22 protein-coding genes are annotated in these 23,354 nt (G+C 64.7%); 8 read left to right on the top strand and 14 right to left on the bottom strand.

The genetic code is table 11. The features are described 5' to 3' along the window. Positions 1-27 precede the first annotated feature (27 nt). Positions 28-978, top strand: coding sequence for a phosphate acetyltransferase (locus F2P46_RS28365; RefSeq protein WP_166896579.1), 951 nt, complete (start codon positions 28-30; stop codon positions 976-978). After that, positions 978-2,174: an acetate/propionate family kinase gene (locus F2P46_RS28360; RefSeq protein ID WP_166896577.1), complete on the top strand. Its 1,197-nt coding sequence runs from the start codon at positions 978-980 to the stop codon at positions 2,172-2,174. Before F2P46_RS28365 ends, F2P46_RS28360 begins: the two co-directional genes overlap by 1 nt. Before the next feature lie 75 nt (positions 2,175-2,249). Here the strand turns inward: F2P46_RS28360 and F2P46_RS28355 are convergent, their stop codons facing one another. The 3 genes from F2P46_RS28355 to F2P46_RS28345 form a co-directional block, all read right to left on the bottom strand. Further along, a complete protein-coding gene (locus F2P46_RS28355) occupies positions 2,250-4,271 on the bottom strand; it encodes a hypothetical protein (RefSeq protein WP_166896575.1) in 2,022 nt (673 codons plus the stop codon). Positions 4,272-4,395: 124 nt separating this feature from the next. Next, positions 4,396-4,554 carry a hypothetical protein gene (locus F2P46_RS37975; protein ID WP_229509500.1) on the bottom strand — a complete coding sequence of 53 codons (159 nt, stop codon included), beginning with the start codon at positions 4,552-4,554 and terminating at the stop codon, positions 4,396-4,398. Positions 4,555-4,595: 41 nt separating this feature from the next. Further along, a complete protein-coding gene (locus tag F2P46_RS28345) occupies positions 4,596-4,790 on the bottom strand; it encodes a hypothetical protein (RefSeq protein WP_166896571.1) in 195 nt (64 codons plus the stop codon). A 77-nt stretch (positions 4,791-4,867) separates the two neighbouring features. Between F2P46_RS28345 and F2P46_RS28340 the strand changes: the two genes are divergently transcribed. After that, positions 4,868-5,083 carry a hypothetical protein gene (locus F2P46_RS28340; protein WP_166896569.1) on the top strand — a complete coding sequence of 72 codons (216 nt, stop codon included), beginning with the start codon at positions 4,868-4,870 and terminating at the stop codon, positions 5,081-5,083. Between the two features lie 3 nt (positions 5,084-5,086). Here the strand turns inward: F2P46_RS28340 and F2P46_RS28335 are convergent, their stop codons facing one another. Together F2P46_RS28335 and F2P46_RS28330 are read right to left on the bottom strand one after the other, a co-directional pair. Then, on the bottom strand, positions 5,087-5,464 hold the full coding sequence (locus F2P46_RS28335; protein WP_166896567.1) for a lysozyme inhibitor LprI family protein: 378 nt from the start codon (positions 5,462-5,464) through the stop codon (positions 5,087-5,089). Between the two features lie 44 nt (positions 5,465-5,508). Further along, complete coding sequence (locus F2P46_RS28330; RefSeq protein ID WP_166896565.1) at positions 5,509-6,228, bottom strand: LysM domain-containing protein; 720 nt, start codon at positions 6,226-6,228, stop codon at positions 5,509-5,511. Positions 6,229-6,813: 585 nt separating this feature from the next. Here F2P46_RS28330 and F2P46_RS28325 point away from each other — a divergent pair. After that, positions 6,814-8,817, top strand: coding sequence for a PKD domain-containing protein (locus F2P46_RS28325; RefSeq protein WP_166896563.1), 2,004 nt, complete (start codon positions 6,814-6,816; stop codon positions 8,815-8,817). On the opposite strand, the gene F2P46_RS28320 is transcribed toward F2P46_RS28325, so the two are convergent. From F2P46_RS28320 to kbl, 4 genes are read right to left on the bottom strand one after another with little or no spacing between them, the layout of a single operon-like run. Then, a complete protein-coding gene (locus tag F2P46_RS28320; RefSeq protein WP_166896561.1) occupies positions 8,754-9,401 on the bottom strand; it encodes an SMI1/KNR4 family protein in 648 nt (215 codons plus the stop codon). The genes F2P46_RS28325 and F2P46_RS28320 overlap by 64 nt on opposite strands. A 10-nt stretch (positions 9,402-9,411) precedes the next feature. Next, complete coding sequence (locus F2P46_RS28315; protein ID WP_166896559.1) at positions 9,412-10,809, bottom strand: L-serine ammonia-lyase; 1,398 nt, start codon at positions 10,807-10,809, stop codon at positions 9,412-9,414. A 40-nt stretch (positions 10,810-10,849) separates the two neighbouring features. Then, a complete protein-coding gene (locus F2P46_RS28310) occupies positions 10,850-11,812 on the bottom strand; it encodes an NAD-dependent epimerase/dehydratase family protein (RefSeq protein ID WP_208296811.1) in 963 nt (320 codons plus the stop codon). A 19-nt stretch (positions 11,813-11,831) separates the two neighbouring features. Continuing rightward, on the bottom strand, positions 11,832-13,052 hold the full coding sequence (gene kbl / locus F2P46_RS28305; RefSeq protein WP_166896557.1) for a glycine C-acetyltransferase: 1,221 nt from the start codon (positions 13,050-13,052) through the stop codon (positions 11,832-11,834). Positions 13,053-13,265: 213 nt separating this feature from the next. On the opposite strand from kbl, the gene F2P46_RS28300 reads away from it, so the two are divergent. Then, complete coding sequence (locus F2P46_RS28300) at positions 13,266-13,841, top strand: XRE family transcriptional regulator (protein WP_166896555.1); 576 nt, start codon at positions 13,266-13,268, stop codon at positions 13,839-13,841. Positions 13,842-13,993: 152 nt separating this feature from the next. Here F2P46_RS28300 and F2P46_RS28295 read toward each other — a convergent pair whose 3' ends face one another. Continuing rightward, the gene (locus F2P46_RS28295) at positions 13,994-15,181 is read right to left on the bottom strand and encodes a DUF5694 domain-containing protein (RefSeq protein WP_229509498.1); all 1,188 of its coding nucleotides are present in this window, start codon (positions 15,179-15,181) and stop codon (positions 13,994-13,996) included. Between the two features lie 35 nt (positions 15,182-15,216). After that, positions 15,217-15,933 (bottom strand): hypothetical protein, encoded by a 717-nt coding sequence (locus tag F2P46_RS28290; RefSeq protein WP_166896553.1) that lies wholly within the window; start codon positions 15,931-15,933, stop codon positions 15,217-15,219. Between the two features lie 267 nt (positions 15,934-16,200). Between F2P46_RS28290 and F2P46_RS28285 the strand changes: the two genes are divergently transcribed. Continuing rightward, on the top strand, positions 16,201-16,527 hold the full coding sequence (locus F2P46_RS28285) for a hypothetical protein (protein WP_166896551.1): 327 nt from the start codon (positions 16,201-16,203) through the stop codon (positions 16,525-16,527). A 106-nt stretch (positions 16,528-16,633) separates the two neighbouring features. Here the strand turns inward: F2P46_RS28285 and F2P46_RS28280 are convergent, their stop codons facing one another. Then, entirely contained in the window at positions 16,634-18,802 is a 2,169-nt protein-coding gene (locus F2P46_RS28280; RefSeq protein ID WP_208296810.1) for a prolyl oligopeptidase family serine peptidase, read from the bottom strand. 41 nt (positions 18,803-18,843) lie between these two features. On the opposite strand from F2P46_RS28280, the gene F2P46_RS28275 reads away from it, so the two are divergent. Together F2P46_RS28275 and F2P46_RS28270 are read left to right on the top strand one after the other, a co-directional pair. After that, positions 18,844-19,491 (top strand): DUF6882 domain-containing protein, encoded by a 648-nt coding sequence (locus tag F2P46_RS28275; protein ID WP_368737969.1) that lies wholly within the window; start codon positions 18,844-18,846, stop codon positions 19,489-19,491. After that, positions 19,488-19,967: a hypothetical protein gene (locus tag F2P46_RS28270; RefSeq protein ID WP_166896549.1), complete on the top strand. Its 480-nt coding sequence runs from the start codon at positions 19,488-19,490 to the stop codon at positions 19,965-19,967. The genes F2P46_RS28275 and F2P46_RS28270 overlap by 4 nt, the downstream gene beginning before the upstream one ends. Here the strand turns inward: F2P46_RS28270 and F2P46_RS28265 are convergent. Together F2P46_RS28265 and F2P46_RS28260 are read right to left on the bottom strand one after the other, a co-directional pair. Continuing rightward, positions 19,940-22,363, bottom strand: coding sequence for an EAL domain-containing protein (locus tag F2P46_RS28265; RefSeq protein ID WP_166896547.1), 2,424 nt, complete (start codon positions 22,361-22,363; stop codon positions 19,940-19,942). The two genes, F2P46_RS28270 and F2P46_RS28265, sit on opposite strands and share 28 nt — an antisense overlap. 4 nt (positions 22,364-22,367) lie before the next feature. Continuing rightward, on the bottom strand, positions 22,368-23,021 hold the full coding sequence (locus tag F2P46_RS28260) for a methylamine utilization protein (RefSeq protein WP_229509497.1): 654 nt from the start codon (positions 23,019-23,021) through the stop codon (positions 22,368-22,370). Positions 23,022-23,354: the final 333 nt, after the last annotated feature.

The following is a 23,354-nucleotide window of genomic DNA, read 5'->3' as shown; positions in this document are numbered from 1 at the left end:
GATCGCGCGCTCAATCTGGGAGAAACCATGACCGTCTCATCCGTGCCACATCCGTACTTTGACCGTTTGATCGACCTGGCGCGCGCGGCCGGCCCGGTGACCGTGGCGCTGGCGCACCCGTGCGACCGCCACGCCCTCGAAGCGGCGCTGCACGCGGCCCGCCTCGGCCTGATCAGCCCGATCCTGGTCGGTCCGCGCGCGCGCATCGAACGCGCCGCCGCCGAAGCCGACCTGGACATCTCGGCACTGCCGCTCCACGACACCGAGCACAGCCATGCATCGGCCAGGCGCGCCGTCGAACTGGTACGCGACGGCAGCGCCGCCATCCTGATGAAGGGCAGCCTGCATACCGACGAACTGATGGGCGCCGTGGTGGCCGCCGATACCGGCCTGCGCACCGCGCGGCGCCTGAGCCACTGCTTCGTGCTGGACGTGCCGGGCCGCGACGAGCCGCTGATCATCACCGACGCCGCCGTCAACATCATTCCCACCTTGTCCGACAAGGTCGACATCGTGCAAAACGCGATCGACCTGGCACACATCCTGCGGTTTCCGGAAGTGCGGGTGGCGATCCTGGCGGCGGTGGAAACCGTGAACGCCAAGATGCCGTCCACGATCGACGCCGCGGCCCTGTGCAAGATGGCCGATCGTGGCCAGATCACCGGCGCCCTGGTCGACGGCCCGCTGGCCATGGATAACGCCATCGACCCGGAAGCGGCGGCGATCAAGGACCTGGTCTCGCCGGTAGCCGGACGGGCCAATATTTTGGTCGCCCCCGACCTTGAAGCCGGCAACATGCTGGCCAAGAGCCTCAGTTTCATGGCCAATGCGGCGGCGGCCGGCATCGTGCTCGGGGCGCGCGTGCCGCTGGTGCTGACCAGCCGCGCCGATTCACTGGCCGCGCGCCTGGCCTCGTGCGCGGTGGCGGTGCTCGTCGCCCAAAGCCGCCTGACCGGCGTGAAGACCCTGGGCCTGTGATGGCGGCGCCGAACGACTGCATCGTCGTCATCAACGCCGGCTCGTCGAGCATCAAGTTCACGCTGTTTACCGGTCCCACGCTCGACTTGCTGCTCAAGGGCAGCATCGACAATCTGTACAGCGGGCCTACCCGTTTCATCGCGAAGGACGCCAAGGGCGCCACGCTCGGCGAACAGGCATGGAGCGATGCGCCACTGGACCATGCGGCCGGCATGCGCCATTTGATCGATTTCGTGGAACAGCGCCTGCAAGGCCACCGGATTGCCGCCGTTGGCCATCGCATCGTCCACGGCGGCATGCACTACAGCGGTCCGCAAGCGCTCGACGACAAGGTGCTCGCCGCGCTCGACAAACTGGTGCCGCTCGCGCCGCTGCACCTGCCGCACAACCTGGCGGCCGTGCGCGCCATGCGCGCGATGGGGCCGGGCGTGCCGCAAACCGGCTGCTTCGACACCGCTTTTCACACCGCCCAGCCGGCGCTGGCGCAAGCGTTCGCGCTGCCGGCCGCCATTACCGACCTGGGCATCCGGCGCTATGGCTTTCATGGCCTGTCGTACGAATACATCGCCAGCCGCCTGCCCCAGGCCGATGCGCGCCTGGCCGGCGCCAAGGTGGTCGCTGCGCACCTGGGCAATGGCGCCAGCATGTGCGCCATGGCGGCCGGACGCAGCATGGCCAGCACCATGGGCTTTACCGCCGTCGACGGGCTGCCGATGGGCACCCGCTGCGGCACGCTCGACCCGGGCGTGGTGCTGTACCTGATCGAAGAACTGGGCTGGGACGTGGCCGCCGTGCAGAAGCTGCTGTACCAGCAATCGGGGCTGCTTGGCGTATCGGGCATCTCGTCCGACATGCGCGTGCTGGAACAGAGCGACGCGCCGGCGGCGCGCCTGGCGATCGACCTGCTGGTGTACCGCATCGGCCGCGAACTCGGTTCGCTGGCGGCGTCGCTGGGTGGACTCGATGCGCTGGTGTTCTCCGGCGGGATCGGCGAAAACAGCGTGGCCTTGCGTGCGGCGGTGTGCCGCGACGCCGCCTGGCTCGGCGTGGCGCTCGATGCGGCCGCCAACGACGCCAATCCGCGCGATGTCGCCTGCATCAGCGCCCCAAGCAGCAAGGTGGCCGTGTGGGTGGTGCCGGCCAACGAGGAGCTGATGATCGCGCGCCATACGCTGGCGCTGCTGCAGCCAGCCTGATACAGGCTATCGAGCGGCGCGCTCGAGGATGGGGACACGGGCGCGTTTTCCGCATCGTCACCGGTGATCGCCGCCTTACTGACAGGTCGGGCCGCGATCGTACGGCGGGATGACCGTCAATCTCTTCGCCATCTCGCTGGCCCTGGGCCGCGCGCCCAGGGCCGCGATGCGGAACACCGCTTCGCGCACCATGTCGCGCTCCGGCGCCATGTCCAGCGCCGTGGCCGCAGCCTCCTTGATGTCGAACTCGCCGTCGTCGAGTGCCCGCGCGAGCGCGTCGAGCGTGGCCACGGTGGTGCCCAGCTTCAGGTTGCCGACGCGCGCAATCGCCAGGCCGAACGCGGACCCACGCGCGTCCAGATACTGGCTTGGCAAGCGCCAGGGCGCATCGACCATGCCCGATCCGCCCGACGCCAGCGCGGCGACCAGCGCCGGACCGACCTGCGCGGCGTGCCGGCTTGTTGCATCCTTCGCGGCGGGCGTATCGATGCGGGCCAGCACGGCCTCGGCATACGCTTGCGCGATACCGCTGCGGTTCCGCAGCTGCCATTCGAGCACCGGCAATGCCGCGTCACCCGACTCGATCAACGCGGCGCCGATGTAGTCGAGCGAGGTGGCGAGATTGTGTTCCCGGTCGCCCTCCTCGAAGCGGGGAAGTAGCGCCGCCAGCGCCGCCGCCCCGGCGCTTGAACGGGTTTTTCCCAGCAGCGCCAGGATGGTGCCCTGCTCGTTGGTGAACGGGACCATGTCGTTCCACCAGAATTGTTTACCAGGCCGATGGGCTAGCTTGAACGCGTCGACCAGTTCCGGCACCGAGCTTGCCGGCATCGCCGTTGCGGGTTTCAGCACGGCGAGGATGGCGGCGGGCGGCACCTGTCCGGCCCCGGCCGGGTAGCCGGCGCGCAGCTCGCGCATCAGTTCCGTGACCAGGTACGCCAGGTGCTGCTGGTCCGCACCGCCGCTGAAAGACAGCGTTTTCAACGCATTGCGCCGCTCGCCCGCTTGCGCTTGCGGCAGGCTGCGGTAGTACGCCATGATCATGGGCGCGACGCCGTCGAGCGGACGTTGGAGCGCGCGGATCGACGCCATGGCCATCGCGCGCGTGGCGGGCGACGCCATTTGCGAGCGCAGCTCGTCCCCCGCCTGGCGCTCCAGCACGGCCGTCAGGCGGCCCATGCGGAAGCGTCCTTGCAGCGTGGCGGCGGCGGCGACAGACATCGCCGGGTGGTCGAGCAAACCGATCAGGTGATCGTCCATGCCGTGCATGTCGCCTTCATAGTCGATGGCGGTGTCCAGGCCCGGCACGACGTTCCGGCTGCGCAGCGCCATCAGGTAGGCAGCGGCGCGCCCGCCTTCTTCGGCGCGAATGTAGGCGCCCACCAGGTCGCCCGTCGGGTCGGCGCCATAGTGGGTAGTGTGTTCGATCAGGCGCTGCAGGCTTGGTATGGCCCGGTTTGACCCGGCGATGGTGGTGGCGCTCATGTAATTGGCCACCAGCCCTTTCGCATACGGGGAGACGGTTGGCGAATCGAGCACCGTCACGAGCAGATCGATCTGCGCCGGGTGCTCCCTGCCCAGTTCGAGGAACACGCTCATGGCGGCTCCCTGGGACTGCGCGTCCTGGGCCCGCATCGCCGCGTCCATGAAATCCGGCAGGGCGAACAGCGCGCGCTTGCGATAACGCAGCATCTCTTCCTGAACGCGGTGGCGGTAGGGCCGCGCTCCCGGATCGCGCAGCATGGCGTGCAGCAGGGGCAGGACGATGGCGTGCTGCGCTTCCACGTCCGCGTCTCTACTCCAGCGCAACAAACGCAGGGCACTACGCCTCGCAAGGTGGTCTTCGCTACCCAGCATCGAGACAATCGCTTCCCAAAGCGCAGGATCGGGGTCGGGGATGCTGCCCTGGATGCACACTTCCAACGCCGTGCCGCCGGCGGCTTCAAAGGCGCGCGCGACGGCGATCCGTTGAAGCGGCGGCATCTGGCGCTGGCACACCGCGTCCAGGACGAGAGCGGTGTCGGCTGCGGCGGCGCTGGAGCCGGCCACACCAAGCACCAGCGCCGCGAAGGCATGGCTGACCAGGGATCTTGCGGTCAACGCTTTGGGGAGAAGCATAGTGCGGTTTTTGCAGGTAAGGTGATGATTTGTACATCATTAGAACGGTTGATGCTCACGAGAAAAGTTTATTGGCATTGATACGCCCTCTCCGGCGCCACTACGCTTATTGCGATACAGCAACTGCCTGCCTCAGATAAGCGTCCTCGCTTCCTTCATGCAGCATGAATGCAGCCAGATCCGCACGCGACAGTCCTGCAAACAATCCGGGCGTCAGGGTGGTCGCGGCCCGGTAGCCTCCGCGCAGCTTGCCATTGGTCAGCATCGCAGGCCGCACCAGGGTCCAGTCGAGCGCACTGGCGCGTATCAGTGTGGCAAACCGTGGATGTGGTGGATGGCGCCTTCGACCGGGTCGCATACCCACCATTCGCCGTCGGGCAAGGGGGCACTCCCTTCCTCGTCATCCCAGCGGGCGCCGGGACGCGCTTGCGCGAGGGCCTGGCACAACAGGGCCATCGACACGGCGTCGTTGGCCGCGATGGTCGATGCAATCTCCTGCATGGTGCGCGGACGCGCGGCCGGCCATCGGCACCGCGGCGACGGTTTGCAGCAACAGCGCGCGGTCGGCGGTGGCTGGAATGGACGTGATCGGCTCGCTGTATCAATATTTTCCGACCAAGGACGCGGTGACGATCACGCTGATCGAACGCGAATCGTTCGATCTGGTGCGCGAGGCGAGCGAGGCCTTGCAAGGGCCGGACCACCGGCGCGCCGTACGCGACCTCGTCGAACTTAGCCAGCCGCTACCAGCTGCGCCAGCCGCAACCGGCCCGGGCTGCGAAGGCAGCTTTTGAGTGCTATTTAGGCACCAGTTTGCCGGTATCGCGGTCGAGTTGAAATGTACGCCGGGCATTCATGTCGGCCACACAGGCCAAGCGTTTGATCTCGTGCGAATTGCCAGCGCCACCGCCGATCAGCGAGGAAGCGAAGGCGCACTGCACCTGGCGGTCGCGCACGAACGACACGTTCGCGGCGCGCAGCTTGATGCCGGCATCCTTGATGTAGGTATCGCTTTCATCCCAACTGGCAATCGCGGCCGCCGCCCTGGCTTCGGCCTGCTTCAGCGCCGCTGCGCTGTCGGTCGCACGTTTCTTCAGGCACTCGCGAATGTCGAACTGCGAAAACTGATTGCATTCCTCAATTGCAGCGACAGCTTGTGCACGGTTGTCTGCCACGGCATGGCCCGAATATACGACCGACGAGCAAACAAGTACTGCTGCTATTCTGCTTCGCATATTCCGCTCCCAGCTTTACGCACATACGGCATCACGAAATCGAGTTTTCTTACATACATTTCATCACCTCCACCGTTATACCAGCGAGCGATATTGCTGTGGTTAATGGGGCGCCAGCCCGTAATGACCTTCGACGTCTTTGCTTTCTGAAATTTGATAACGTCACCCTTATGCAGCACGTTCGCGCGCGGATTTAACTCCCGCAACACCTCCACCGTGCTTTTGTTTTTGCTGGCAATCCGCTCAAGTGTATCGCCGCTATCGACTTTGACTTCCTCGACCCGCGATCCAGGCTCGCAGATACTTTGAAAAGCATATTTCGCCAAGCGCATCAACAAATAACCAATGGCAGCCCGAATATTGTGCGTCGGATTAGTGCGGACCATACCGCTGCTGGTGCCCGACCGATAAGCCGGGGGCATGATCAAATCGCCGCCTTCATGATTTCCCAACAGCGCCATCATGCCCTTATCGCCAGGCACGCCGATCTGCAAGGGCTTGATTTTCCATTCAGAAGATCCTGCGCCCGTTTCAGTCCATAGCATGCCCTTGACATACAACCAGTCCAAGGCTGAATAACCGGGTGTTGCCGCCAGGTGGCGGTTATACTCATTGACGGCGACCCGAATGTCACAGTCGTGTATATTCCATTCCGGCTTGCCCGCTCCGTTCACAACTCCCTGCTGCCACTGTTCATACGTCATAAAATCCCCTTGACATCACGTTCTTGCGTTGAGGCACACTCTCCAAGGAGAGTGATCAGGATGACAATCATAACATTAATGATACGTCGGTAAGGTCTACATTGTCGCCGTCGCCACGCAGAGTACTTTCTCGAAGTAGGCGCGCAGCAGTTCCGGCTTGCCGGCCGGCCCGCGAAAGGCGATGTGGCCGTGGGGCGCCGGACCGGGCTACTCTTCCCGACGCGCCACAACGTCGAAGACAAACGGATCAGGCACGCTCACCGTGACCGGCAATTTTTCAGTTCCAGATGACTTCGACACAATGGCGCAAGACGACATCGAAGAGATACTCCGGGGCGATAAATGAAACCGTTACTGGACACCCATCTGTTGATATGGGTGGACTGGAAGCCGGCGCAGCAACGGCCCCGCCATTCCTGATGTGCCCGGCGTCACCCCGACGCCTGGCCACCCGCGATCTCAAGGTATAGCTTGACCTGCGCCAGTAACGAGCGCGGCGTTTTACCTAATGTGAAATCAAGGACACCCGCTTTCCTCCTCCAGAGGACGGGTTGACTTGAGGCACTCACTTAGCGGGAGACAGACATGAAAACGAGAACGACAACACACCAACGTGGGGTAGGCTGGACATGTTGGCTACTGTATCCGCTTGTCGCGCTGGCAGCATGGGCCGCCAATCCACAAGCGGCCGCGCAGCAAGGCACGGCGGCGATGAAAGCGCCGCCCGCCAAGACGATCTATCGCATCGTTCATCTTTCCCCAAGCGCCAACGGCCCTTTCGATATCAACGGCAAGGGACAGGTCGCGTTCACCGAGGATGTCGGGAACGACCGGACCATGGCGAGGTTCTACGACGGAAAGACTTTCAGCAATCTCGGCACGCTTGGCGGTGCGGGTTCCTTCGTCAACGCGCTCAATGATGTCGGCCAGATTATCGGCGGTTCGAACTTCAGCCTGGAAAGTACCGACACGCACGTTTACCGCTGGACTGCGCAAACGGGCATGGTGACCTTGCACTCGCCCCCCTACAATTTAGCGACATCGGCCGCGTTCGATATCAATAACCGTGGCCAGGTTGCAGGCTACCTCCCCTTCTTCGGACCGGTGTTCGAGCCCCTGCATGCAACCCGATGGAGCCCGGAAAACGTACCGCTCGACCTGGGCACGCTCAACGGACCGTCGCTGGCCATGGCGATCAATGAGGCGGGGCAAGTCGCGGGAAACACCAGAAATGCCGCCGGCAGCGGCCTGGCATTCCGCTGGACCGAGGCGGGTGGCATGGTCGGGCTGGGCACGCTTGGGGGCGCGGATTCGGATTCGGTCGCCATCAACGCGATCGGCCACGTGGCCGGCCACTCGGCGACGGCGGCGGGCCTTACCCATGCGTTCCTGTGGACGCCGGAGCAAGGCTTGACCGATCTGGGCCCAAGGCGCACGGATGCCGACTCTTTTACGGTTGGCATGAATGACAGCGACACGGTGGTCGGCATCATCCGCATCGTCGACGGTCCTTACCGCGCCTTCGCCTGGACCAGGCAGGCTGGCATGAAAGACCTGGGCACATTCGGCGGGCGCAGCGCCTACGCCCACGACGTCAACCAGCCCGGACAGGTTGTCGGCAGCGCCGAAGCGCGCGATGGCGCCAGCCGCGCGTTCGTGTGGACCGGCGCCGAGGGCCTGGTCGACCTGAACACCCGCATCCCGCGCGCACCGTCGGGCTTCGTGGCCACGGCCGCCCGGGGAATCTCCAACAATGGCGCGATTGTCGCCGATTCGAATGCCGGGCTGGTCCTGCTTGTTCCGACAGCCGCCACCCATGTTGCCCCCACGCTCGGCCCGATCAGGCGCAGCGGGGCCGCGCGGGTCGATATGCCCTTGTCGGTATCCGCCGGTTTCGTCGATGCCGACCCGGGCGAGACCCACAGGGCGAGCTGGTCATGGGGCGATGGCAGCAAGGACGAGGCAGGCGTCGTCTCCGAAAAGAACGGCGCCGGCACCGCCAGCGGCAAGCACGTCTACCGGGCAGCGGGCCTCTACACGGTCACGCTCACCGTCACCGACAGCAGCGGAGAGAGCGCGACCGTGCATCGCACCGTGGCTGTGTACGGGCCGGGCGCCTATGTCAGCGGCGAAGGCGCGTTCATTTCTCCCCCCGGCGCCGTCAAGGCCAACAGAAACCAGTCCGGACCCGCGACGTTCGCCTTCCTCTCCGAGCAACAAGCGGACGGACGCCGGGCGCAAGGGAAGGCATTCTTGCGTTTTAGCATCGCCCATCTCCGGTTCGACAGCAAGCGCTTCGATTCGGTGGCGGCGGGCGGGGCTAGGATCGCGTATCGCGGCGGCGGCACGGTCAATGGCGCGGGGAGCTACCAGTTCACGCTCACGGCGCTGGCCGCTCCAGACACGGCAGATGGCAAACAGCGCCTGCACATGCGGATCTGGCATCTGGACGCCGCGACCAACCGGGAAGTTGTCGACTACGACAACCAGGGCGGCCCGAATGGGCAAGACGGTGTTGGACTACGCTACTCTTCCCAGCGCGCCACCACATCGAACGCAACCGGATCGGGAATGCTCACTTGGGAGTAAAGTGCATTGAACTCCTCCTGGCCGATCAGCGCCCGCACCATCTCGACGCGCGCTTTCGGCCCCTGCCGGTACGGGTGCTCGGCTGGCGACTGGTCCAGGCAGCCGAGCAGCATGCTTCGCAGCGCCGGATCGAGCAGACCGGTCACCCTGGCGACATCGGCCCGCAGATACGCCACCGGATCGCCATCGTCGTCGAGCAAATCGAGTTCGGCAAACACGTTCAGGTACTCGCCCACGACGAAGTGATCGAAGCTGGCGTAATGCAGCTGCGATGCGCCACTGTCGTGCCACACCATGCACACGCCCTCGTCCCCGCTGCGCAGGCGCACCAGGCAATACGCGTCGCCCGCGCCCGAGCGTGCGAACGGCAGGAACACATTGCCGTTCTGCTTGACCGGATTGAGCCAGCCGGCGACGACGGCCTGCGCTTCCTGCGCCGACAGCCACTCGACATCGTTCAGCGCCGATAACGCGGCCCGCCCAGGATCATCGTAGCTGTTTGCGCCGCTATCGATCAGATGGCGCAAGGTCGCCGGCAAGGCAAGCCCGGTGGCGACAGACAGGGCGTCGAACGATTCGCTCATGTCGTCGATTCTAGCAAGCCGCGTGGTTGACCGTCACCACATGGATCGCCAGCCCGCCGAGCGAGGTTTCCTTGTACTTGTCCTGCATGTCGGCGCCGGTCTGGCGCATGGTTTCGATGACGTCGTCCAGGCTCACGAAATGGGTGCCGTCGCCCTTCAAGGCCAGCGATGCGGCGGTGATCGCCTTGATCGCTCCCATGCCGTTACGCTCGATGCACGGAATCTGCACCAGGCCGCCGATCGGGTCGCACGTCATGCCGAGGTGATGCTCGATGCCGATTTCCGCCGCATTCTCGATCTGTTCATTGGTCCCGCCCAGCGCCGCCACCAGCCCGGCCGCCGCCATCGCGCAGGCCACGCCGACTTCGCCCTGGCAGCCGATTTCGGCGCCCGAGATCGAGGCGTTCTTCTTGCACAGCATGCCGATCGCGGCCGAGGTGAGCATGAAGTCGCGCACCCCGCGCACCGGATCGCTCGGACGGCAATCTTCGGCGTAGTAACGCAGCACCGCCGGGATGATGCCGGCCGCGCCGTTGGTCGGCGCCGTCACCACGCGCCCGCCGGCGGCGTTTTCTTCGTTGACCGCCATCGCGTACAGGCTCACCTGGTGCACGGCGTCGTGCGGCAGGTCGTTGGCGCGGTTGTCGCCATTCTTGGCGTCTTCCGACTGCTTCCACAGATTGGCCGCGCGGCGCTTGACGTTCAGGCCTCCGGGCAGCTGGCCGGCGGTGACCAGGCCATGCGCGATACAGTCGCGCATCACCTGCCAGATCTTGTCGATGCCGGCGTCGAGTACGGCGCCATCCATGCGCGCGCATTCGTTCGCGCGCAGCATCTGCGGGATCGACAGGCCGCTGGCGCGGCCGTGCGCGAGCAACTGGTCCATGGTGTCGAAGTTGTAGGGAATCGGCGCGGTGCTCTCGCCATTGCTCTGGCGCGCCTGCGATTCGCCGGCGGCGTGAATGAAGCCGCCGCCGACCGAGTAGAAGATGCGTTCGATGACGCTGCCGTCATCGAGCTTGAGCGTGAAGCGCATGCCGTTCGGATGCTCGGGCAGCGATGAACTCTTGTGCCATACGAGCCCGGTGCGCGCCGAAAACGGCACTTCGTGGGTGCCGAGCAGCTTGATCACGCCATCGAGTTCGACTTCGGCCAGCATGTCGTCGACCCGCTCCGGATCGACGCCCTGCGGCGTTTCGCCCATCAGCCCGAGGATGACCGCCTTGTCGGTGGCGTGGCCCACGCCGGTCAGCGCCAGCGAGCCATACAGCGCCGCCTCGATCCCCACCGCGCGCGCCAAAGGACCGCATTCGACCAGGAAGCGGCGCGCCGCCACCATCGGCCCCACGGTGTGGGAACTCGACGGCCCGATGCCGATTTTGAATAGGTCGAATACGCTCATGTCCATGTTTGTCTCTTATATGTTTTATAGGTGTGGGTAAAACGAATCAGGCAGCCTTTGTGAGGCTAACGTCGATATTGGCAAGCATGTCGGCCACCAGTTGATCGAGCCCGATCTGCGCCTTCCAGCCCCAGTCGGCCGTGGCGGTGCTGTCGTCCAGGCTTTGCGGCCAGCTGGCGGCAATCGCCTGGCGGCTGTCCGGTTTGTAGCCGATTTCAAAGGCGGGCAAGGCGCGCCGGATCGCCGTCGCCAGCTCGGCCGGATTGAACGACAGGCCGGCCACATTATAGGCCGAACGCACGGCGATGTTGTCGGCCGGCGCGTCCATCAATTCGATGGTGGCGCGGATCGCGTCGGGCATGTAGATCATCGGCAGCGTAGTCTCGGGGCCGAGGAAGCACTCGTAACGCTGGCCGCGCAGGGCCGCGTGGAAGATCGCGATCGCGTAGTCGGTGGTGCCGCCGCCCGGAGGCGACTTGTAGCTGATGATGCCGGGATAGCGGATGCTGCGCACGTCCACGCCGTATTTGGTGAAGTAGTACTCGCACAGGCGCTCGCCGGCCAGCTTGCTGATGCCGTAGATGGTGGTTGGGTCCATCACCGTGTACTGCGGCGTGTCCTGGGGCGGCGTGTTCGGGCCGAAGGCGGCGATCGACGACGGCCAGAACACGCGCAGCGGCGTGCCCGCCTCGCCGCGTTCACGCGCCACTTCGAGGATGTTCAGCAGGCCATCCATGTTCAGGGTCCAGGCCTTGAGCGGGGCCTGTTCGCCGGTGGCCGACAGCAGCGCCGCCAGCTGGTACACCTGGGTGATGCCTTCGTCGGCCACCAGGGCCGCGAGGCGGGCTTTATCGAGCACGTCGAGCTGGGTGTAGCGCGCGGCCTTGTAGACGTTGGTCGCGCCGATGTCGGAGGCGATGACGTTGCCCGCGCCATGTTGCTGCGCCAGCGCGCCGACCAGTTCACTGCCAATCTGGCCGTTCGCGCCGATAATGAGAATGCGTTCCATGTTCTGTATTTCCGTCTTATTAGTGTTCTTGATTCTTGAGAATGCCCAGCTCGCGCCCGGCCTGTTCGAATGCCTTCAATACCGTATCGAGCTGTTCGCGGGTGTGCGCGGCCGACAGCTGCACCCTCACCCGCGCCTGCCCCATCGGCACCACCGGGTAGAAGAAGCCGGAGAGGAGCACGCCCAGTTCGTACATGCGGGCCGCGAAACGCTGCGCCATGGGCGCTTCGAACAGCATCACCGGCACCACCGGGTGCGTGCCCGGCTTGATGGTAAAGCCGATGCGTTCGATCTCCTTGCGGAAGTAGGCCGTGTTTTCGTGCAGGCGGTCGCGCAATTCGGTCGACTTCGAAATGCGCTCGAGCACCGACAGCGAAGCGCCGGCAATCGAGGGTGCCAGCGTGTTCGAGAACAGGTAAGGACGCGATTTCTGGCGCAAGGTGTCGATCACTTCCTTGCGCGCGGCGGTAAAGCCGCCCATCGCGCCGCCCAGCGCCTTGCCGAGGGTGCCGGTGATGATGTCGATGCGGCCCATGACGTTGTGGTGTTCGTGCGTGCCGCGCCCGGTCTTGCCCATGAAGCCCGACGCGTGGCATTCGTCGATCATCACCAGCGCGCCGTATTGGTCGGCCAGGTCGCAGATCTTGTCCAGCTGGGCGATGGTGCCGTCCATCGAAAACACGCCGTCGGTGACGATGACCTTGTGGCGCTTGCCGGCGGCGATGGCCGCCTGCAGCTGCACTTCGAGGTCGGCCATGTCGTTGTGCTGGTAGCGATAGCGCCCGGCCTTGCACAGGCGGATGCCGTCGATGATCGACGCGTGATTGAGCGCGTCCGAGATGATGGCGTCGTTTTCGTCGAACAGCGGCTCGAACACGCCGCCGTTGGCGTCGAACGCGGCCGCGTACAGGATCGTGTCTTGCGTGCCGAGGAAGGCGGAAAGCGCTTTTTCGAGTTCCTTGTGCACGGTCTGGGTGCCGCAGATGAAGCGCACCGACGACAGGCCGTAGCCGTACTTTTCGGTCGCCTCGATCGACGCCCGCTGCGTTTGCAGGTCGCCCGACAAGCCGAGGTAATTGTTGGCGCACATATTAATCAAGGTGCGGCCGTCGTCGGCCACCACTTCGGCGCCCTGGCGCGAGGCCAGCACGCGCTCCGGCTTGTACAAGCCCTGTTCGCGCAGCGTGTCCAGATTGTGTTGCAGGCCGCTGAAAAAGGCGCTTTTCGCTTGCTCGCTCATCATTATTCCTCGTCATGTGGTTGCCGGCTTGACCGACTGTTGGACTATGCTGTACCGTGTTCCGGATCAAACGAATTCAATCGCGTCGTGAAATTCCGTTATGTCGAACACAAATTCAATATAATGGATACTACCCAAGCCGAGTGCACTTGGCAACCCTCGGTTTCTTATATTTATGCAAATATTTTGCTTGACCACTTTGCCGAAAATCCGATGAAACAACCAGCACCGACCAATTCTCCACCTGAAGTAGGCGCGACCTTGCAACGTTTGCGGCTGGCGCGCGGCCTGACCCTGGAAGACTTGTCGCGGATCGCGGGCGTGTCGAAATCCATGTTATCGCAAATCGAAAGGGAGAAGGCAAATCCCACGATCGCGATCACGTGGCGCCTGGCCAACGCCTTGGGCGTGGCCATCGGCGAGTTGCTCTCGAGCGATACGCGGCCGGTGGAGACCATCCGCGTGATGGACGCCCACGAAACGCCGACCCTGCCCGGCGCCCACGCCGGCTATGTGCTGCGCATCCTGGGGCCGATGGATCTGGCTGGCAAGTACGAGTGGTACGAACTGACCCTGGCGCCGGGCGGCGAACTGGCCTCGCAGGCGCACGACCCGGGCACCAGCGAGCACATGACGGTGCTGCACGGCACCATGGAGCTGGAAGTAGGCAGCGACAAGAAGAAAATCAAGCTGGGCGGCACGGCGCGCTATCCGGCCGACCAGAACCACGTGATCCGCAACGTCGGCAAGACCGAAGCGAAAGCCTTGCTGGTGGTGGTGCACCGCTAGCCTGTTGCGGATGCTGTGCGCGATTCGGCGCCTTCGCGCAGCGGATTGGCTTGAAGGCGCTGTGCGGCATTGTGCCTGATCAGGCGGCTCCGGGCGCCGATTCTGCCGACTAAGTAAGTGTGCAGAAATTACAAGAACTTATGCGCACTTACTTAGCGCAGTACCCGGTCGGTCGCGACGATGCGCACGTCGTGCATCTGGTCGAGGTAGGCCTCCAGATAGGCCTTGTGCGCCGCGCCGACGACCACCAGCACGCGCATGCCGGGCCGCGCGCTCATCACATCGCGGATGTTGGACGCCATCCGCAGATTGCGTGTCTCCCAATAGGCGACATAGCCACGCCCGAAGCGCTGCGGCGAGGGTTCTTCGAGCGCCGCGCCGAAATCGCTGCGGAAGGTCTCCTCGGCGGTGCCGCGGGCGTTGTACGCGCGATACATGGACAGCACGCCGGCAGCCGTATCGAGCCGGCTTTCGAGCGCCTTGGCCCGCTCGATGCGCGCCGCCGTGTGGCGGTTGTCCCAGGCCTTCGCAATGGCGGCGCCGGCGGCTTTCGGATCGGCGTCGGGAGAGTCGGCCGTGTGATCGTCCATTGGATACATCCGCTCGTGCCCGAGGCGAGCCGCCAGCACGGCCGCGATGCGGTAATGCTCGTCGGACCGTTGCAGCAGGCCAGTCAGGATCGTCACCAGATTCTCGTCCAGGCCGTCGCCGGCACGCCGCTCGTCGCCGGGCAAACGCAGCCATTGCACCAATGCCGACGCTGGTTCGCCGCCAGCCAGGAACAGCGATGCGAGCTTGCGGCGCTGTGCCGGGCCTGGCGCGGCCGGCCAGGCAGCCAGCAGACGCTCGGCCTGCGCAGTCGCCTCCGGCACATCCAGGCCCGTGGCCGCCTTCGCCGCCGCCGGATCCCAACAATACGACTTGATCGAATCGGCGTAACGCTGCGGATAGCTGCGCATGAACGCGCACTGCGCTCCGGACAGCGCCTCGATGGCGACCGCCTGCGGCTGCCACTGCGCCAGACGGTCGGTCAGCAGACTCAGCGTGGCCGGATCGAACGATGCCGGCAACTGGCGCAGGTGCGGTGTGGCGAGCACCATCAGCTCGTTCGGCTGGCCGCGCTGCAGCTTGTGCGCGCCCGGCGCGAACGGCGGCGATTCGGCGGCGGATGCCGGCACGTGGCAGACGACGGCAACAGCAGACATGATGGCAAGCAGGCGGTGCATAAAGTTCCTCAACGCGATAGGGTCGCCCTGCCCGGCCGGGTCAGGTTCGGGCAGCGTATTGCTGAAGCGGCGCCAGCGGAACCGGCTTGCGACACAGCGCAGGATCGCTTGCATGAAATGCATGTGGCCGGGATGGGCCGCGACCGCGCTCAGCGCATCCTGGCGATCATCCGCGCCAGCACCAGCGCGGCCAGAGTGGCAAACACATGCTTGAGCGTGTGGCCGCTGACGGCGTGGATGGCGCCGAGAATGGCGCCGTCGGCCAGTTCGCACAGCTTGGCCAGCACGTACAGGCCGATCGCGATGCCGAAGGCGCGCCGTTGCACCAGCGGCGCGCCGGTCTGCCATTGCAGCACCGGGATCAGCACCAGCGGCGCCAGTTGCAGCAGCAGGTAGGGGCCGAGGTTGCCGGTGGCGGACCACCAGAAGACGCTGGCCACGCCGAGTGCGCACAGCGCGGCCAGGGTCGGCAGCGGCGCGAAGCGCGCGGGGAAGGCATCGTGCAGGCTTGTTGCCAGCAGCGACACGCAGGCCAGCGCGATCGGCAGCCGGTCCCAGACCAGGCGCGTGTCGTCCGGCGCCAGGTGATACCAGGACGAGCCGAAGGCGGTCATCAGGATGGCGACGAAAAACATGAGGTGGGCCGGGCGCGATGGCCGCACGTGCAGCAGGCCATGCAGGCCGATGAGCAGGAAGCCGAGGTTCGACAGCACATCGGCCGCATTGGCCAGGCCGGACAGCGCGCGGCCGTCGGCAAAGGCGTGGTAGCCGTCCGCTTGCAGGATGGGGCCGGCCAGCAGCATGGCGGCGGTCAGGATGGCGGCGAGGTACAGGGCGATGTTGGGGCGGGCGGCGGCGAGCTGCATGACGGTCCTTGATAGTGGAAAGGATCTCACTCTGACGTGCGCGGCGGTAATGGCGAAAAATTTGACCGAAAGTACCGCCAAACGGGATGTTGAGTAGCGACTGTCGATACTTTGTTGCGCCAACTGCCCTGCCCGGCTGGCCCGTTCACCGACATTGATCCAGCGTAAAGGCAGTACTCAGCAGGCTTGCCTTCCGTTTAAGCCGCTCTTTTTCGATCGCGAATACTGGAAGCCTGCCCACCCGGGGCCGGCATCAGGAGAACCATCATGGAAGTCAGCCTTTTCATTACCCCAGCAGAAAACCAACCAGGCAATTATCTGGTGGTCGTCAACGGGGAAGGATTTTATAACTCGGTCAACAAGAAAGTCGGTGCGCGGATTCGCGGCGACGACGAGTGGTTCGATGACACGCTCTTGAGTATCGGCGGCACCGGCATCGAGCGCGTGGGGGTCGATGGCAGCTTTTCGCTGTCGAACACCGTGTCGGCCGGCCAGTTGAACGAAGACTGGGGGCAGGATGAGGTGTATGCCCTAGTCAGCGTGGAAGGGCTCAGCGGCTCGTTCAGGACCAACACGATCAAGCGCGACTTCTGAACGCGAAAAAGCGCGCCTGCCGACGGTGGCGACAGACGCGCCTTTCACAGCGTTGCGATCGGCGCATCCCCTCGTCCTTTACGGCACGGAAAAGGGGAAAGCACGACTACTGCGCCGCCACCTTGGCCGGCTCGTTCATGCGCAGGGCGCGGCTCAGGAAGCCCCAGCGATCGGCCACTTCCTCGATCTGCTTGGTGGTCGGTTTGCCGGCGCCATGACCCGCCTTGACGTCGATGCGGATCAAGATCGGCGCGCTGCCGGCCTGCGCCGCCTGCGCCGCCGCCGCGAACTTGAAGCTGTGCGCCGGGACCACACGGTCGTCGTGGTCGGCCGTGGTGATCATGGTCGCCGGATAGCACGCCCCCGCCTTCAGGTTATGCAGCGGCGAGTACTTCACCAGCGCCTTGAATTCGTCGGCGTTTTCGGACGAGCCGTAATCCGAAATCCACGCCCAGCCGATGGTGAATTTATGGAAGCGCAGCATATCGAGCACGCCGACCTGCGGAATGGCCGCGCCGAACAACTCCGGACGCTGGGTCATGGCCGCACCGACCAGCAGGCCGCCATTGCTGCCGCCGCCGATGGCCAGTTTGGCCGGCGAGGTCACCTTGTTCGCCACCAGCCACTCGGCCGCGCCGATAAAGTCGTCGAACACGTTCTGCTTGTGCAGCTTGGTGCCCGCTTCGTGCCACGCTTCGCCGTATTCGCCGCCGCCGCGCAGGTTGGCCACCACGTACACGCCGCCCATTTCCATCCACGCCAGGTTGGCCGGCGAAAAGCCCGGGGTCAGCGACACGTTAAAGCCACCGTAGCCGTACAGGTAGGTCGGATTGCTGCCGTCGAGCTTGAGGCCCTTCTTCGAGACGATGAACATCGGTACCTTGGTGCCATCGCGGCTGGTGTAGAACTGCTGGCGCGTTTCATACGCGTTCGGGTCGAAATCGACGGTCGGCTTGCGGAACACCGTGCTTGCGCCGGTTTTCATGTCCAGTCGATATACCGTGGTCGGGTTGGTAAAGCCCGTGAACGAGTAGAAGGTCTCGCTGTCGCCCGGCTTGCCGTTGAAGCCCGCCGCCGAGCCGATGCCCGGCAGCGCAATCTCGCGCACCAGCTTGCCCTTGCGGTCCACGATCTTGACCATGCTGCGCGCATCGGCCAGGTACTGGACGATGAACTGCTTGTTGACCATCGATGCGCCGACCAGGGTTTGCGCCGTCTCGGGCACGATTTCTTTCCAGTTCTTCTCGGCGGGCTTGCGGGTGTCGATGGCAACCAGGCGCGAACGCGTGGCCTTCTTGTCGGTGCTGAAGTAGAACACCGGACCGTCGTTGTCGATGAAGTTGTACGAGGCCTCGAACTGGTCGATCAGCGGCACCACTTTGGAACCTTGTTTGGTCAGGTCTTTGTAGAAGATGCGGTACTTCGGTGCGGTGCCCTTGGTGGCGGTGATGATCAGGTATTTACCATCGTTACTGACCTCACCGCCGAAGCCCCATTCCTTCTCGTCCGGACGGTCGTAGACCAGCGTGTCTTCGCTCTGCGGCGTGCCGACCTTGTGGAAGTACAGTTTCTGGAAGTAGTTGATGCCGGCCAGCTTGGCCGCTTCTTCGGGCGCGTCGTAGCGGCTGTAGAAGAAGCCCTTGCCATCCTTGGTCCAGGACGCGCCCGAGAACTTGACCCATTTCAGATGGTCGTCCAGGTCCTTGCCGGTGTCGATGTCGCGCACTTTCCACTCGTTCCAGTCCGAGCCCGATGCGGCGGTGCCGTAGGCGAGGTATTTGCCGTCCGGGCTGACGGCGGTGCCGGCCAGCGCCACGGTGCCGTCGGCGGCCAGGGTGTTCGGGTCGAGCAGCAGGCGCGCCTCGTCGCTCAGCGACTTCATGGTGTAGAGCACCGACTGGTTCTGCAAGCCGTTGTTGCGGCTGTAGAAATAGCGCCCGCTTTCCTTGTACGGCACGCTGTAACGCTCGTAGTTCCAGAGCTTGGTCAGGCGTTCCTTGATGGCGCTGCGCTCGCCGATCTGGCCCAGGTAGGACTGGGTGACCTTGTTCTGGGCGTCGACCCACTCCTTGGTCTCGGCGCTGTTGGCGTCTTCGAGCCAGCGGTAAGGGTCGGCGATGCTGGTGCCGTGATACACATCCTGCTGTTCGACTTTTTTCGTGACCGGATAGGTCGTTGGCGTTCCGCCGGGCAGGCAGGTCTGGGTCTGGACCTGGGCCAGGGCTTGTCCGCCGAATGCGGCGAGCAGGCTGGTGACGAGGACTGCATGTCTCATTTGCATGGTTCTGTCTCTTGGTGATATGGGCAACTTTGCCGGTGAAGATCATAGCGCGAAATGCCGGCCTTGGCGATGGTCGTCCCACCGGCCGTGATGGCGATTCGCTTGCCGGTCATGGTTTGGTGGATAATGTTCCATACCATCACTTACAAAACCCACTTCACATGATCAAGATGACCTTTGCAGCCGTCTCGCTCGCGCTCTGCGCGAGCGCGATGAGCCAGACTTCGGCGCAATTTGTCGCGCAATCGAGAGCGGGCCTGGAAGACCAGACAGCGGCGCATGCGGCCACGTGGGGGCTGGGTTCATCCGAACGCTGGAAGGCGGATCTGGAGGCGGGAACGATCACCTTCAGTTTCAACGATGGCAAGACGGTCATCGCGCCGATTCAGGTGATCGGCACCTATAACAAACTCGATGGCACGTTTTTATGGGGCTGGGACCATCCTTCGGTTCCCGGACCGCTGCGCCGTCACGCGGAACTGGCGCGCCAATGGGGCAAGAAAAACCATCTGCCCGATTACACGAGCCGCATGGTCAAGGTGAGCGAGGACGAGGCGTGGAACTTCGCGGCGGTGGCCAATCGCCTGGGCAATGCGAACGGCGTGTATCGGGGACCGAGCGGCACCACGATGGTGTTCATGAGTTTCGGAGAGGTCAAGATGCAGCAGGCGACCAAGCCTTGACAGGACATGCGACGCCAGTCCCGCGCCGGCCCACGGTACCGGCACGCATCGCCGCTCACTACGCCCTGCACTGCGCGCTCGCCTTCGGCGCCTGCCTGCTGACCTGGTGGTCGGTGACGTATCTCGCGGTCGACTCGCACTGGACCGGCGTGCCCCACGACGCCTTGTGGCGGCTCACCCTGCGCAGCCTTGAAGAGCAGTTGACGAAGGGCGCCAACGCCTTTTTCTTCGTACCCTTGTTTGCCGTGGCGGCGTTCTGGTGGAGCCGTGTGGCGCGCCTGATTTACCTGACGGCGGCCTTGCTGCTGCTCGCCCTTGTACTATTCGACGACGGCAAGTACGCCCATCCGGGTACCGGGATCTGGTGGTGGAACGTGGCGCTTGCTTTCATCGCCATCATTCATTTTCCCTTCCATGGCGCGCTGCGCCTATGGCAACGGCGCGGACCTCAGGTCGAGCCGACCGACTCGGTGTAAGGCAGCGCCGCCCTGGCCGGGGGCGTCCAGCCGGCGATCCAGCCGACCAGCTTGTCGGCGGCGATCGGCCGGCTCATGAAATACCCCTGGCCCTGGTCGCACCCCAGCGCGGCCAGCAAGCGCCACACCGCTTCGCTCTCGATCCCCTCGGCCACCACGCGCAAGCCCATGTTGTGACCGAGGTCGATCGTCGAACGCACGATCTTGGTGTCGCCGATATCGTTTTCCATGTTCAGCACAAACGACTTGTCGATCTTGAGTTCATCGACCGGCAGCCGCTTGAGGTAGGCCAGCGACGAGTAGCCGGTGCCGAAATCGTCGATCGACAAGTCCACGCCCATCGTGTGCAGGCGTTCCAGCGTCTGCTGGGCGCGCACCGGGTCGTCCATGATCGCGCTTTCGGTGATCTCGAGGCAGAACGAGCCGGCCGAGAGCTGGTGGCGCGTGAGGATCTCCCTGAACTTGGCCGGCAGGTCCTGGTCGAGCAAGTCGCGGGTGGACAGGTTGACCGAGATTTTCAGGTAAATCCCCTGCCGTTGCAGCTCGCTGCACAGCGCGGCCGACTGGTCCAGCACCCAGCGCGTGAGCACGCGGATAAAGCCGGTCTGCTCGGCGAACGGGATGAATTCGTCCGGGAACACGTTGCCGCGCTCGGGATGGACCCAGCGCACCAGCGACTCGACGCCCACCACTTCGCCGGTGTCGAGCCGGATCTTGGGCTGCACGTGCAGGCGGAATTCGTCGCGCTCGATGGCGTTGCGCAGTTCCGTGAGCAGGCCCAGGCTCTTGGCGCTCGACTTGTCCATCGCCGCGTCGTAGGCCACCGCGCCGTCGTTGCGCTGCTTGGCCGCGTACATCGCCACTTCCGCCATCGACAGCAGCGACTCGGGATCGGCGCCATTGATCGGAAAGGCCGCCATACCCAGGCCGGCGCCGATGTCGACGGTCTGGTCGTCGAGCGAGAGCGGCGCTTCGAGCGCGCGCAGGATGCCCGCCGCCACCTTGTGCGCATGGTCGATCGAGGAGGCCGGCAGCAGCACCACGAATTCGTCGCCGCCCAGGCGCGCCAGCTGCGGCTGCGGGTGCTCGGCCGGTTGCGAGCCGGCCAGCAGCGCGCGCAGGCGCTCGGCCACTTTTTGCAGCAGGGCGTCGCCGAACGCATGGCCCATGACGTCGTTGACATGCTTGAAGCGGTCCAGGTCCATCATCAGCACGAATACCACCTGCTCGCGCTGGCGCGCCTGGTCCAGGGCCTCGCCCAGCAGGCGCACGAACTGGGCGCGGTTGGGCAGGTCGGTGAGCGCATCCCAGTACGCGAGGCGGCCGATTTCCTGTTCGCGCTTGGCGATCGACTCGCGCATGCCGGCAAAGGCCTTGGCCAGCGCCCCGATTTCATCCGTGCGTTCGACGTCGATGCGGCCGTCGTAATCGCCGCGCTCCATGCGGCGCGCGGTGCCGGCCAGGTGGCGCAGCGGCTGCGCGATGCGCATCGCGGTGATCACCGCCGCGCCGCATGCGACCAGGGTGGCGACGATGGTGAGGATCATCAGGGTGCGCTGCAGGCGCGTATATTCCGCGGTGGCGTCGTCGATCGAGCGCGCCAGCAGCACGTCGGCGTGGCGCCCGCCTTCGAGGCCGAGCGGCAGCAGGCGCGCGCTGTAGCGGATGCCACCGACATCGAGGTCGAACGGGCGCGCCTGATTGTCGGGCAGCGCCTGCAGCGCGCGCGCCACGCCCGCCATGGCCGCCGGCGCCAGGGTCGACTCGAACGGGGTGAACGGCCCGTCCTGCTGGCGCGTGAAGATCGCCACGTCGAGCTGCGACAGTTCGCGCATGTCGAGCACCAGCTGGCGCTCGAGCGCAAAGCCCATCACCACCCAGGCGATCGTGATCGGCGCCTTGACCGGCATGACCACCACCTGCACCGGACGCTGGTCGACGATGACCATCGCGCTGGCGCCATCGTGCTGCTCGGCGCGGTCGAGCAGGCCGAGCACCAGCTTTTCCAGCGCGCCGTTCTTGACGATCCCGGTTCCGACCGTGACCCGGCGTTCGCCGTCGATCAGCATGGTCATGTCGGCGCGCGCGCGGCGCCCGCTGTTGGCCAGCGCCGAGGCGATGGTGGCGCGGTCGTCCTCGTCGCCATTGCCGATCGCTTGCACAAAGGCGGTGTCGCGCGCCAGCACCTGGGCCGAAAAGCGCTGCTTCTGGGCGTTCTGCTCCATCAGCTTGCGGAAGACTTTTTCGCCGTTGATCAGTTCGGTGGCGATGCTCGATCGCGCGTTGACGTTAATGCCATGCTCGATCACCAGCAGGCCGATCGCCTGCACCGCCACGATCAGCACCAGAAACAGGCCGACGATGCGCCCTTCAAGACTGTTGAAACGCAAGCGCATGCGACTAAGGCGCGCCGGCGCCCGGCGCCGCGACGTCCGGCGCCATGGGCTTCAAGGCCAGCTTGACGCTGGCCGCAGTGGCGCCCTCGCCCTTGACCGCCACGCTCTGCTCGGCGGGGGCGCCGAGCATGTTGAAATGCCAGGACGTGAGGGTGTATTTACCGGCCGCGGGCAACTCGATGCGGGCCACGCCGGCGGCGTCGGTCTTGGCGAAGAACGGCGTATCGACCACCTTGATGTAGGCCAGCATGCGGTCATGGATATTGCAACCGAGCACGACGATGCCGGCCTTGTCGAACACTTGTGGCGATGCGGCCACGCCGGAATACAGTTTCTGGTCGAATTTCTTGGCGGGCGAGAAGGAATAGATGTGGTGCTTGACCTTGTCGAAGTTCGGGAACGACACCTGGCTGCCGGTCTGGATCACGGTCACCAGCGGCAAGAACTTGAGGCCGCGCTGTTCGATCTCGGCCGGCTTGACCGGCTGCGGCAAGCCCGCGTTGCCGTCCGGCGCGGCCGTGACGACCACGTCGGCCAGCGGCTTGCCGCTGCTGTCATGGACCTGCACCGCGATGGCGGCGGCGCCGGCGGCGCTGGCCAGGGGCAGCGCCGCCAGCGACACTGCGGCCAGGGTGATCGAACGGAATATGGTGTTCATGGGCGCGTTTCCAGGGTAGACGATAAGCCCGCCCGGTGGGCGAGGCAGGTGCGGCCTGTTGGCTGACCTATTGTAGCGTCTTGAAGAAAGTTCCGAACAGAACTTTCAACCGAGTTAGTGCGCATGGGAACAAATGTATACGGCGCAGCGGCGCGACGTCAATGAAATGAACAAACGCGGCGCCGCGCCGGGCGCCGCCGCAGCCCGCTAGCCTGAATTTTGCATAAAAAAGGGCAAGAATGCCGTAAGTGATTGATAAAATGTGAGTTATCCATAAAACACAATTTCAACACGAACGCACCTTGCCCGGCATGAATTCTACCTCAGAGCAGC

It is taken from the genome of Massilia sp. CCM 8734 (assembly GCF_011682155.1).
GTDB lineage: Bacteria > Pseudomonadota > Gammaproteobacteria > Burkholderiales > Burkholderiaceae_D > Telluria_A > Telluria_A rubra.
Note: the sequence above shows the minus strand (reverse complement) of the source record. Positions and strands in the feature narration are given on the sequence as shown.